Raw genomic sequence first — 11,201 nt, 5'->3', positions numbered from 1 at the left:
GCCGGGACGAAAGAGGGGCGGGGCCGGCTCGACTTAGGTTAGCCTAACCTAAGTCGATCTGCGACCCCGCCCCACCTGTGCCTTTTCGTGAACGGTCACTCCTGCTCGCGCAGTTGCTCCTCGGTCAGCCCGCGCCGCCAGTAGCCGACGAAGGTGACCCGCCTGCGGTCGATGCCACGCTCGCGCACGAGATGGCGGCGCATCTCCTTCACGCACCCGGACTCGCCCGCGATCCAGGCGTACGGGCTCTCGGTGGCGGGAAGCCGGGCGGCCCGTACCGCGTCGACGGCCATGGGGGCCCCGTCGTCGCGCACGAGCCAGGTGATCTCCGCCTCGGCGGTGACCAGCAGGTCCTGGACGTCCTCGGCGTGCTGGACCTCCAGCCAGGCGCGGACGCGGGTGCCGGCGGGCAGGGACTCGAGGATCGCGGAGGCGGCGGGCAGCGCGGTCTCGTCCGCCCACAGGACGACCAGGTCGGTGTCGGCGGGCGGGCGGAAGCGGATCGCCCGGTTGTCCTCGACCGCCGGGCCGAGCAGTACGACGCGGTCGCCGGCCCCCGCACGGGAGGCCCACTGGGACGCCGGCCCCGCGGGGACCTCGGCGTCCGGCTCCACGCCGTGCAGGACGAAGTCGATGTCGATCTCGCTCGCACGGCCCCGGGCGTTCCGGCGCAGCGCCCGCAGCGTGTACGAGCGCATCACCGCCCGTACGTCGTCGGGGAGTTCGCGCCACCCCTGCCACCAGCCGTCGCCCAGCTCGTAGGGGACGGCCGGCTCGGTCTGGCCGGGGTGCGGCAGGAAGAGGGAGAGGCTCTGGTCCCGGCCGTGGGAGGCGAAGCCCGCCAGGTCGGCCCCGGCGAAGGTGATCCGGACCAGTGACGGGCCGAGCCGCCTCGTCCGTACGACCTGGAGGGAGAAGAAACGGAACGGGGCGGCTACGGCCGTCGTCATGGGTGCTCCTGAGTCATCGTCAGGTGATCACGGCAGGGGGTGTCAGGCGACCTTCTTGGCCTCCTCGATCGCCTCGGCGAGGTTGTCGAGAAGCGGGGTGCACTTGTCGTACGACACGATCGGCTCGGGGGAGCGGGCGATGACCTGGCCGGCCTTGACCGCGGGCAGCTTCTTCCAGGTGGCCTCGGTGATGTCGGCCGGCTGGATGGTCGCGCTGCGGTCGTCCATGACGATGATGTCCGCCGGGTACTTGTCGACGTTCTCCCAGCTCAGGTTCTCGAACCAGCCGCCGCTGGCCTTCAGGGCCTTGGCGGAGGGCTCGACGATGTTCACGCCGAGCGCCTTGAAGTACTCCAGGTCGATGGAGAGGTTCGAGCCGGAGACGTAGAAGATGTCCTGGCTCGCGGAACCGGCGAGCACCTTGATCTCGGGGCGGGCCTTGGCCGCGGTGCGCAGCCGCTCCGCGGCCGTCTCGAACTTCTTCTTGGCCTCGGCGATCTTGGCGGACTTCTCGTCGGCGCCCAGCGACACGGCGAGCGCGACCATGCGCTCCAACGACGCGGGCATCTGGCGGTCGTAGACGGAGACACCGACGCTCGGGGCGAGCTTGAGGATCTTCGCCTTGGACTCCTCGGGGACGTACCAGAGGGTGCCCGCGGAGTCGAACATGGTGGAGATCAGCACGTCGGGCGCGAGGGCCGCGTACTTCTCGATGTTGAACTGGCCCCACTCGTTGCCGAGGACGGTCAGCTTGCTGACGTCCATGTCGCCGGCCTGGACGTCGGCCTTGCCGTCCTTGGTCGTGGTCGGGCCGAAGACGCCCTTGACCTCGATGCCGTAGTCGTAGAGGGCGGCGGCGACACCGGTGAAGGCGACGATGTTCCCCGGGATCTTGTCCAGCTTCACCGTCGTGCCGCGGTCGTCCTTGAAGGTCCAGGGACCGGACTTGGCGGCGGCCTTCGTCGACTCCGAGCCACCGCTTTTGCCGTCGTCGTCGCCACAGGCGGCGAGGACGGCACCGAGACCGAGGGCGCCGCCGGCGGCGAGGATGCCGCGTCGGGTGAGGTGGGTGGCACGGGCGTTGGACATGTGTGTGGCTGCTTTCGGCACGGGGCGGTAGCGCCCGCCGGACGAGTTCGAAGGTAGGTTAGCCTAACCTCATCACTTGTCCAGGGGGCGGGTGCCCTCCGCCCGGACCTGTGGGCTGCCGGTATGTCGATCGGGCGGTCAGGCCTTTCCCTTGGACACCACCCACGTGCCGTGCACCCGGTTGCCGACGGTCTCGTAGCCGGGTTCTTGGCGACGTAGGGGAAGGGGTGGACGGGGCGGGTGTCGGTGGTGCTCCCGCCGCATCGTTCGTCACGAACTACGCTCCCACTTCAAGCGGTTGGTGCTATCTTCACTAGCACCATGCTGTTGAGGCTGAACACCGCGGACAGTAGCCCCCTGCACGAGCAGGTGGCCGGCGCGATCCGGCGCGCCATCGCCGAGGGCGAGTGCGGGCCGGGAGACCGCCTTCCCCCGGCACGGGAGCTTTCCCAGGCCCTGGATGTGAACGTCAACACGGTTCTACGGGGCCTTCGGGCGCTGCGCGACGAAGGGGTGTTGGAGTTCCGGCGGGGTCGGGGTGTGACGGTGGCCGACGGGGCGGACCAGCGCTCCGTTCTGCTGCACCGCGTACGCGACCTGGTGGCCGACGCGGCGCACCTCGGCTACAGCAAGAACGACCTCGTCGACATGATCAGGGGGATCTCGTGAGCGAGCAGGGGCGCAAGAGCGGAGCGGTGTGGGGCGCCGTCGGCTGGGGCGTCGGCGTTCTGGTCCTTTTGGTGGCGCTGCCGTTGGCCGCGAGCGGTCGGCTCCCGGACCGACTGGCGACCCACTGGGAAGCCGGCTCGGACAGGCCCGACGACTCCATGCCGCTCTGGGCCGCGGCCCTCTTCCCCGCGCTGATCTGGGGTGTGCTGGCGTTCGTCGTCGTGCTGACGCCGCGCCGGGCAGGGGCCGGTCGCGGCGTACCAGGGTGGGCGGCCGCGGGCCTCGGCTTCGGCGGTGTGACACTGCTCGGCGGGCAGGCATCGGTCGTACGGGCGAATCTGGACCGCGCGGACTGGCACGACGCGGGATCGGTGACGAGCGGGATCGTGGGCACGCTCGTGGTGGCGGCCGCAGCGGGCGCGGCCGGTCTGCTGGCCGCGCGCCGGGCGCCGGACGAACCCCGGCCCACGGCGGACGGCCCGACCCTGGACATTCCCGCCGGACAGCGGGTCGTATGGCTCGCCCGCACGTCGAACTCCTGGCTCCATGCGCTCGCCGCCCTGACCGGGCTGCTCGCGATCACCGTCGTCGTGTCGGCGCTCGCGGGTCTGACGGACCTTCCGTTCCTGCTGGCGGCCGCGCCGTTCGCCTTCGCGTCCCTTCTGGTCCTCGGCTGCTCCTCGGTGCGGGCGCGCGTCAGCGAGCGAGGTCTGGACGTCGCCTTCGGTCCCTTCGGCTGGCCGACACGACACTGGGCCGCCGAGGACATCGAGTCGGCACGCGTCGAGAACCGCACGCCCGCCCAGGTCGGCGGATGGGGCTACCGGCTGAGCGGGCGGGGAACCACCGTGATGCTGCGCGGTGGCGAGTGCCTGGTCATCCACCCTTCAAGGGGCAGGGAATTCGCCGTGAGTGTGGACGACGCCGAACGCGGAGCCGCCCTCCTGAACTCCCTGAGTGCCCGGCACGCAAGGTGAGGAACAGGTCCTGGCCGGCGCTTCCCCCGCATCGGCCAGGACCCAGCCACCAGGAACTACCCGTCCAGCTCAGCCCGTCAGCCCCAGCTCCCTCGCGATCAGCATCCGCTGTACCTCGCTCGTGCCCTCGCCGATCTCCAGGATCTTGGAGTCGCGCCACATGCGGGCCACCGGGTACTCGTTCATGAAGCCGTAGCCGCCGTGGACCTGGGTGGCGTCGCGGGCGTTGTCGACGGCGATGGTGGAGGAGTAGAGCTTGGCGACCGCCGCCTCCTTCTTGAAGGGCTCGCCCGCGACGAGGCGGGACGCGGCGTCGCGCCAGCCGACGCGGGCCATGTGGGCCTTCATCTCCATGTCGGCGATCTTGAACTGGATGGCCTGGTTCGCGCCGATCGGGCGTCCGAACGCGTGCCGCTCCTTGGCGTACTTCACCGACTCGTCGACGCAGCCCTGCGCGAGGCCCGTCGCCAGAGCCGCGATGGCGATACGGCCCTCGTCCAGGATGCGCAGGAACTGGGCGTAGCCGCGGCCCTCCTCGCCGAGCAGGTTCGCGGCCGGGACACGGACGTCGGCGAAGGACAGCTCACGGGTGTCGGAGGCGTTCCAGCCGACCTTCGAGTACGGGGCGGCGACCGTGAAACCGGGGGTGCCGGACGGGACGATGATCGCGGAGATCAGCGGCTTGCCGTCGGGCTTGCGTCCGGTGACGGCGGTGACCGTGACCAGGCCCGTGATGTCCGTGCCGGAGTTGGTGATGAAGCACTTGCTGCCGTTGATGACCCATTCGTTCGTGTCCGGGTCGAGACGGGCTGTCGTGCGGGTCGCGCCGGCGTCCGAGCCGCCGTCCGGCTCCGTCAGGCCGAAGGCGCCGAGGATCTCGCCGGAGCAGAGACGGGGAAGCCACTCCCGCTTCTGGGCCTCCGTGCCGAAGAGGTGGATCGGCATCGCGCCGAGCGAGACGCCCGCCTCCAGGGTGATGGCCACGGAGGAGTCCACCCGGGCGAGCTCCTCCAGGGCGATCCCGAGGGCGAGATAGTCGCCGCCCATGCCGCCGTACTCCTCGGGGAAGGGCAGTCCGAACAGGCCCATGCGGCCCATCTCCCGCACGATCTCGTACGGGAACTCGTGCCGCTCGTAGAAGTCGCCGATCTTCGGTGCCACGACGTCGTGCGCGAACTCCTCGACCGTACGGCGGAGTTCTTCGAGTTCGGGGGAGAGCCGGTGGTCCAGGGACATGGGGATCATTCCTTGTGGGAGAGGGCTTTGACCGTGCGGGACGGGCTGGGTCGGCCCAGTCGCTCGGCCATCCACACGCTGGTGGCGGTGAGGCGGGCGAGGTCGACACCGGTGTCGATGCCGAGGCCCTGGAGCATCCATACGAGGTCTTCGGTGGCGAGGTTGCCGGTGGCGGACTTGGCGTAGGGGCAGCCGCCGAGGCCGCCCGCGGAGGCGTCGACGGTGGTGACGCCGTGCTGGAGGGCCGCCAGGGTGTTGGCGAGCGCCTGGCCGTAGGTGTCGTGGAAGTGCACACCGAGCACGCTGGTCGGCACGCCCTCCTCGTTCAGCTCGGCGAGGAGGTTCTGCACGTGACCCGGTGTCGCCACGCCGATCGTGTCGCCGAGGCTCAGTTCGTCGCAGCCCATGTCCATCAGGGCCTTGCAGACGCGTACGACCTGATGGATGGGTACGGGCCCCTCCCAGGGGTCGCCGAAACACATCGAGATATAGCTGCGGACGTGCACCTTGTCCGCCTTGGCCCGGGACACCACCGGCTCGAACATGGCCAGGGACTCGTCGACGGTCCGGTTGAGATTCGCCTTCGCGAAGGACTCCGTCGCGCTGGCGAAGAGTGCGACATGGCGGGCGCCGAGGGCCAGCGCCCGGTCCAGACCCCGTTCGTTGGGCACGAGGACCGGGAGGTGCACCCCCGAGGACCTGCCCAGGTCGCTCACGAGCGGGAACAGCTGCTCCGCGTCCGCCAGTTGGGGCACCCACTTGGGGTGGACGAAGCTGGTGGCCTCGATGGTGGTCAGGCCCGAGTCCGCGAGGCGCCGGACGAACTCGGCCTTCACCTCCGTCGGCACGGTCGCCTTCTCGTTCTGCAGCCCGTCGCGCGCGCCGACCTCGTAGATCCGCACCCGGGCGGGCAGGTCCGGGGCCGCCACGGCCATGGGGAGGCCCAGTTCGGGGGTACTCATGTCGTCTCCTCGTACGGTGTCGTCTCCTCGTACGGCGTGATCACGGCCAGCACCTGGTCCATGGCGACCGTGGTGCCCGGCGTGACGTCCAGCTCGCTGACGGTCCCGGCGTGCGGGGCGGAGATGACGTGCTCCATCTTCATCGCCTCGACCACCAACAGGCTCTGTCCCGCGGTCACTTCGTCGCCCACGGCCACCTTCACGACGGTCACCGTGCCGGGCATGGGCGCGGTGAGCGAGTCCACCCCCGCGTGCGCGGCGCCGGTGAGGGAGGCGGCCACGGGGTCGTGGTCGCGCACGTGCCAGGCGTCACCCTCGCGGCCGAGCCAGGTGCCGTCCGGCAGGGCGGCGAAGGTGTGGGTGACGCCGTCGAGCCGGAAGGTGAACCGGGACGCGGTGGGCCCGCCGACGGGCACGGGAAGGGTTCCCCGGAGGGGCCGCTCCTCGCCGTCGAGCAGCAGCTCGACGCCGCCGTCCGCCGCGCGGCGCACGCGGACGGTCACCGGATCGTGCCCCGGCAGCCGCAGGTGGTGAGCCGTCCAGGCAGGCTCGCCGCCCAGGCGCCAGCCGTCCGGCACGGAGAACGGATCGACCCAGCCGGTGGCTTCGGAGGCCCCGAAGGCCACCGGGGCCCCGGAAGCCCGGGGGCCGAGGGCCGCCTGGCGCAGCAGCGCCGCCGACGCGTACACCTCCGCCGGGACCGGCCGCGCGGCGAGTTCGTCCGCCTCCCGCTCCACCAGCCCCGTGTCCAAGTCCCCCGCCACCACGGCCGGATGGGCCAGCAGCCGGCGCAGGAACCCGGCGTTGGTCTGCACGCCGAGCGTGACCGTCTCCGCGAGGGCGGCGCGCAGCTTCCGCAGCGCGGTCGCGCGGTCGGGCCCGTACGCGATGACCTTGGACAGCATCGGGTCGTAGAGCGAACCGATCTCCGTGCCCTCGCTCAGCCCCGAGTCGGTGCGCACTCCGTCGCCCTGCGGCTCGTGCAGGGCGAGCACCGTGCCGCCGGACGGCAGGAAGCCGCGCGCGGGGTCCTCGGCGCAGATGCGTGCCTCCACCGCGTGCCCGGTGAGGGTGATGTCCTGCTGCCCGTACGGCAGTCGCTCGCCGGCGGCGACCCGCAGCTGCCACTCCACCAGGTCGAGCCCCGTGACCAGCTCGGTGACCGGGTGCTCCACCTGGAGGCGGGTGTTCATCTCCATGAAGTAGTACGACGACGGGTCGGAGCCGGGAACGATGAACTCGACTGTGCCCGCGCCCTCGTACCCGCAGGAGCGGGCCGCCTGGACGGCCGCCTCGCCCATCGCGGCGCGGGTGCCGTCGTCGAGGAGCACGCTCGGCGCCTCTTCGATGATCTTCTGGTGGCGGCGCTGGAGGGAGCACTCGCGCTCGCCCAGGTGGACCACGTTCCCGTGGCCGTCCGCCAGGACCTGGATCTCGATGTGCCGGGGGCGGTCGACCCAGCGCTCGACGAGGAGGGTGTCGTCGCCGAAGGAGGCGCGGGCCTCGCGGCGGGCGGCGGCGATCTCCTCGCCCAGCGCCGACGCGTCCCGCACCAGCCGCATGCCCTTGCCGCCACCGCCCGCCGACGGCTTGAGCAGCACGGGCATGCCGATCTCCCGTGCGGCCTCGGCCAGCTGAGCGTCCGTGAGGCCGCTGCCGGACGAGCCGGGAACGACCGGGACCCCGGCCGCCTTCACCGTCTCCTTGGCGCGGATCTTGTCGCCCATCAGCGCGATCGCGTCCGCGGGCGGGCCGATGAAGACGAGTCCGGCCTCGGCGCACGCGCGCGCGAACGAGGCGTTCTCGGCGAGGAAGCCGTACCCGGGGTGCACCGCCTGGGCCCCGGTGCGAGCGGCGGCTTCGAGGAGCCGCTCCACCGACAGATAGCTCTCGGAGGCCGGCGCCGGACCGATCCGTACCGCCGTGTCCGCCTCACGCACATGCCGGGCGTCGGCGTCCGCGTCGGAGAAGACGGCGACCGAGCGGACGCCGAGCGCGCGCAGGGTGCGGATGACGCGTACGGCGATCTCGCCCCGGTTGGCCACAAGGACTGTGTCGAACATCTCGGGCACCCTCATCACATCCGGAAGACGCCGAACTGGGGGTCACCCAGTGGCGCGTTGGCGCAGGCGGTCAGTGCGAGCCCCAGCACCTGCCGGGTCTCCAGCGGGTCGATGACGCCGTCGTCCCAGAGACGGGCCGTCGCGTAGTAGGCGCTGCCCTGCCGCTCGTACTGGGCGCGGATCGGGGCCTTGAAGGCGTCCTCGTCCTCGACGGGCCAGGAGTCCCCACGCGCCTCCAGCTGGTCGCGCTTGACGGTCGCGAGGACGGACGCGGCCTGTTCGCCGCCCATCACGGAGATCTTGGCGCCGGGCCACATCCACAGGAAGCGCGGTGAGTACGCCCGGCCGCACATCGAGTAGTTGCCCGCGCCGTACGAACCGCCGATCACCACGGTCAGCTTGGGCACGCGGGTGCAGGCGACGGCCGTGACCATCTTGGCGCCGTGCTTGGCGATGCCACCGGCCTCGTACTGACGCCCCACCATGAAGCCCGAGATGTTCTGCAGGAACACCAGGGGGATGCCGCGCTGGTCGCACAGCTCGATGAAGTGGGCGCCCTTCTGGGCGGACTCGGAGAACAGGATGCCGTTGTTGGCGACGATCCCGACCGGGTGTCCGTGGATGCGCGCGAAGCCCGTGACCAGGGTCTGCCCGAACTCCGCCTTGAACTCGGCGAAGCGCGAACCGTCCACCACGCGCGCGATGACCTCGCGTACGTCGTAGGGGGTGCGGGAGTCGACGGGCACCGCGCCGTAGAGCCCGTACGGATCCACCTTGGGCTCGACGGACTGCTCGACCGCCCAGGGGAGGGGCCCGCGCGCGGGGAGCGTGGCCGCGATGTTCCGTACGATCCGCAGCGCGTGCGCGTCGTCCTCCGCGAGGTGGTCGGTGACGCCCGACACACGCGCGTGGACCTCGCCGCCGCCCAGCTCCTCGGCGGTGACGACCTCACCGGTGGCGGCCTTCACCAGTGGGGGCCCGCCGAGGAAGATCGTGCCCTGATTGCGCACGATCACGGCCTCGTCGCTCATCGCCGGCACATACGCGCCGCCGGCCGTGCACGACCCGAGGACGGCGGCGATCTGCGGGATCCCCGCCCCCGACATCCGCGCCTGGTTGTAGAAGATCCGCCCGAAGTGCTCGCGGTCCGGGAAGACCTCGTCCTGCATGGGCAGGAAGGCGCCTCCGGAGTCGACGAGATAGACACAGGGGAGGCGGTTCTCGAGCGCCACCTCCTGTGCCCGCAGGTGCTTCTTCACGGTCATCGGGTAGTACGTGCCGCCCTTGACGGTGGCGTCATTGGCGACGATCACGCACTCGCGGCCGCTGACCCTGCCGATCCCGGCGATCACCCCGGCGGCCGGGGCCTGCCCGTCGTACATCCCGTGGGCGGCCAGCGGGGCCAGCTCCAGGAAGGGCGAGCCCGGGTCGAGGAGCGTGTCCACGCGCTCGCGCGGGAGCAGCTTCCCGCGCGCGGTGTGGCGCTCCCGGGCCCGCTCACCGCCCCCGAGGCGTGCCTCGGCGAGCTTGGCGCGCAGCTCCTCGCCGAGGGCGCGATGGGCCGCCTCGTTGGCCCGCCAGGCCTCCGACGCGGGATCTGCCGCGCTCGTCAGCTCCGGTGCTTCGTGCATGTCCCGCGGTCCCCTCACCAGTGGTCCACCAGTTAATGAGCGTTAACGCATGTCGTCCAGGTTAACGACCGCTAACCGCCCTGTCTAGAATTGCTTCCATGGCCACGAGAACCGACGCCCCCACCCGACGCGAGCAGATCCTCCGGGAGGCTGCCCGGCTCTTCGCCGAGCGCGGCTTCCACGGCGTCGGGGTGGACGAGATAGGAGCGGCGGTCGGCATCAGCGGCCCCGGTCTGTACCGGCACTTCGCGGGCAAGGACGCGATGCTCGCCGAGCTGCTGGTGGGGATCAGCGGGCAGCTGCTCACCGGCGGCAAGCGTCGGGTGGCGGAGGCCGACGGGGGTGCGGAGGCGGTCCTCGACTCGCTCGTCGAGGGTCACATCGACTTCGCGCTCGACGACCGTCCCCTGATCACCCTGCACGACCGCGAGCTGGACCGCCTGCGGGACAGCGACCGCAAGCTCGTACGACAGTTGCAGCGGCAGTACGTCGAGCTGTGGGTGGAGGTCGTGCGCGAGGTGTATCCGGCCCTCACCGAACCCACCGCCCGCTCGGCGGTGCACTCGGTCTTCGGCCTCCTGAACTCGACACCCCACCTCGGCCGGCCGGGGGCGCTGCCGGGGCGCGGCGTGACGGCGGCCCTGCTGCACCGGATGGCGCGGGGCGCCTTCGCGGCGGCGGCGGCCGGAGACACCGTTCTTTGATACGGGCTTTTGTGCCTACGGGCTTTTGTGCGAGCGGCGGCTCTGTCCCCTGCGCCATGATGGCGGCCATGAACGGACACATGGCCATGAGCGAACAGGCTTCCGACTGGGTGACCCTCTTCCGCTTCGAGAACGTCCCCGGCTGCCCGCGGCCGGGGCGGCTGATGGCGGTTTGACTGCGTGACCGGGGCATCGACTGGGACCCCTTCACCGGGCGGGACGTAGGGATCGACCTCATGTGCGGGGTCCGGTCGGACGGTCACTGGCACGGCACGGTCGTCGTCCGCGTGCGCGCCGACACCCTGCGCCGACTGGGCCTCCATCCCGATCAGCCGACCTCGGCACCGGCCGACCCGATGCCGCCCAAGTGGTGGGGTCCATGGGTACGTTGATCCCTCATGAGTGACGACGAGGACTACCTGGAGAAGAGTCCGGCAGCCGCGCGGATGGGCAAGGCCGCCGAGTACCTGGTCGCGGCCTCGGCGATCCTCGCCACGGGCGGTGAGCTGAACGTCTCCACCTCGCTGGTGGACGACGAGGGGGTGGACCTCGTCTTCCACCGGCGCGGGAGCTCGGCGACCCTGGCGGTGCAGGTGAAGGCCAGGATGTCCACCGGGTCGCAGGTTCGCCAGGGCAAGCTGATGGTCTTCGTGCGTGCTCAGACCTTCCAGCCGCGGGCCGACCTGGACATGCTGTTCGTCGCCGTGGATGTCGAGCGGGGCACGATCATGACCGCCTGGCTGATACCGAGCGGCACGTTCGGCGAGATGGTCGCCGAGCCCAACAGCAGGGGGCGCTTCCGGTTCTCGGCGTCGATGAAGCCGGACTCCAACGACCGCTGGACTCCGTTCCGGCTGACCGCCGCGGAACTCCCGCAGCGCGTTCTCGCCCGGCTGGCGGAGCTGGAGCGGGCGTGACGA

General features: G+C 71.2%; 11 protein-coding genes. 5 read left to right on the top strand and 6 right to left on the bottom strand.

The annotated features are described in order from the left end of the window. Window positions 1-95 precede the first annotated feature (95 nt). The gene (locus tag OG798_RS21980; protein WP_328757569.1) at window positions 96-950 is read right to left on the bottom strand and encodes a siderophore-interacting protein; all 855 of its coding nucleotides are present in this window, start codon (window positions 948-950) and stop codon (window positions 96-98) included. 42 nt (window positions 951-992) lie between these two features. Beyond that, window positions 993-2,039 carry an ABC transporter substrate-binding protein gene (locus OG798_RS21975; protein ID WP_328757568.1) on the bottom strand — a complete coding sequence of 349 codons (1,047 nt, stop codon included), beginning with the start codon at window positions 2,037-2,039 and terminating at the stop codon, window positions 993-995. Between the two features lie 321 nt (window positions 2,040-2,360). Here OG798_RS21975 and OG798_RS21970 point away from each other — a divergent pair, with 321 nt between their 5' ends. Both OG798_RS21970 and OG798_RS21965 read left to right on the top strand, forming a co-directional pair. Continuing rightward, window positions 2,361-2,708 (top strand): GntR family transcriptional regulator, encoded by a 348-nt coding sequence (locus OG798_RS21970; RefSeq protein WP_267061885.1) that lies wholly within the window; start codon window positions 2,361-2,363, stop codon window positions 2,706-2,708. After that, entirely contained in the window at window positions 2,705-3,685 is a 981-nt protein-coding gene (locus OG798_RS21965) for a DUF1648 domain-containing protein (RefSeq protein WP_267061884.1), read from the top strand. Before OG798_RS21970 ends, OG798_RS21965 begins: the two co-directional genes overlap by 4 nt. A gap of 69 nt (window positions 3,686-3,754) precedes the next feature. Here OG798_RS21965 and OG798_RS21960 read toward each other — a convergent pair whose 3' ends face one another. The 4 genes from OG798_RS21960 to OG798_RS21945 are packed head-to-tail and all read right to left on the bottom strand — an operon-like array spanning window position 3,755 to window position 9,577. Continuing rightward, window positions 3,755-4,915 (bottom strand): acyl-CoA dehydrogenase family protein, encoded by a 1,161-nt coding sequence (locus tag OG798_RS21960; protein ID WP_067381127.1) that lies wholly within the window; start codon window positions 4,913-4,915, stop codon window positions 3,755-3,757. 11 nt (window positions 4,916-4,926) lie between these two features. Continuing rightward, a complete protein-coding gene (locus OG798_RS21955) occupies window positions 4,927-5,883 on the bottom strand; it encodes a hydroxymethylglutaryl-CoA lyase (protein WP_267061883.1) in 957 nt (318 codons plus the stop codon). Beyond that, a complete protein-coding gene (locus OG798_RS21950; RefSeq protein ID WP_267061882.1) occupies window positions 5,880-7,946 on the bottom strand; it encodes an acetyl-CoA carboxylase biotin carboxylase subunit in 2,067 nt (688 codons plus the stop codon). Before OG798_RS21950 ends, OG798_RS21955 begins: the two co-directional genes overlap by 4 nt. Before the next feature lie 14 nt (window positions 7,947-7,960). Then, a complete protein-coding gene (locus tag OG798_RS21945; protein ID WP_095854508.1) occupies window positions 7,961-9,577 on the bottom strand; it encodes a carboxyl transferase domain-containing protein in 1,617 nt (538 codons plus the stop codon). 98 nt (window positions 9,578-9,675) lie between these two features. Between OG798_RS21945 and OG798_RS21940 the strand changes: the two genes are divergently transcribed. From OG798_RS21940 to OG798_RS21930, 3 genes are all read left to right on the top strand, one after another. Beyond that, window positions 9,676-10,281 (top strand): SACE_7040 family transcriptional regulator, encoded by a 606-nt coding sequence (locus OG798_RS21940; protein WP_267061881.1) that lies wholly within the window; start codon window positions 9,676-9,678, stop codon window positions 10,279-10,281. A 236-nt stretch (window positions 10,282-10,517) separates the two neighbouring features. Then, window positions 10,518-10,673: a hypothetical protein gene (locus OG798_RS21935; protein ID WP_179857129.1), complete on the top strand. Its 156-nt coding sequence runs from the start codon at window positions 10,518-10,520 to the stop codon at window positions 10,671-10,673. Window positions 10,674-10,679: 6 nt separating this feature from the next. Continuing rightward, complete coding sequence (locus OG798_RS21930) at window positions 10,680-11,198, top strand: hypothetical protein (protein ID WP_121416058.1); 519 nt, start codon at window positions 10,680-10,682, stop codon at window positions 11,196-11,198. Window positions 11,199-11,201 lie beyond the last annotated feature (3 nt).

The sequence above is a fragment of the Streptomyces sp. NBC_00271 genome (genome assembly GCF_036178845.1).
Lineage (GTDB): Bacteria > Actinomycetota > Actinomycetes > Streptomycetales > Streptomycetaceae > Streptomyces.
The sequence above is the reverse complement of the archived record's forward strand: the minus strand, read 5'-3'. Positions and strand labels throughout refer to the sequence as shown.

Bases quoted from the DNA above. Each gene is read 5' to 3' on its own strand.
- OG798_RS21980 (WP_328757569.1), bottom strand. From the start codon at position 950: ATGACGACGGCCGTAGCCGCCCCGTTCCGTTTCTTCTCCCTCCAGGTC.
- OG798_RS21975 (WP_328757568.1), bottom strand. From the start codon at position 2,039: ATGTCCAACGCCCGTGCCACCCACCTCACCCGACGCGGCATCCTCGCC.
- OG798_RS21970 (WP_267061885.1), top strand. From the start codon at position 2,361: ATGCTGTTGAGGCTGAACACCGCGGACAGTAGCCCCCTGCACGAGCAG.
- OG798_RS21955 (WP_267061883.1), bottom strand. From the start codon at position 5,883: ATGAGTACCCCCGAACTGGGCCTCCCCATGGCCGTGGCGGCCCCGGAC.
- OG798_RS21950 (WP_267061882.1), bottom strand. From the start codon at position 7,946: ATGTTCGACACAGTCCTTGTGGCCAACCGGGGCGAGATCGCCGTACGC.
- OG798_RS21945 (WP_095854508.1), bottom strand. From the start codon at position 9,577: ATGCACGAAGCACCGGAGCTGACGAGCGCGGCAGATCCCGCGTCGGAG.
- OG798_RS21940 (WP_267061881.1), top strand. From the start codon at position 9,676: ATGGCCACGAGAACCGACGCCCCCACCCGACGCGAGCAGATCCTCCGG.
- OG798_RS21935 (WP_179857129.1), top strand. From the start codon at position 10,518: ATGTGCGGGGTCCGGTCGGACGGTCACTGGCACGGCACGGTCGTCGTC.
- OG798_RS21930 (WP_121416058.1), top strand. From the start codon at position 10,680: ATGAGTGACGACGAGGACTACCTGGAGAAGAGTCCGGCAGCCGCGCGG.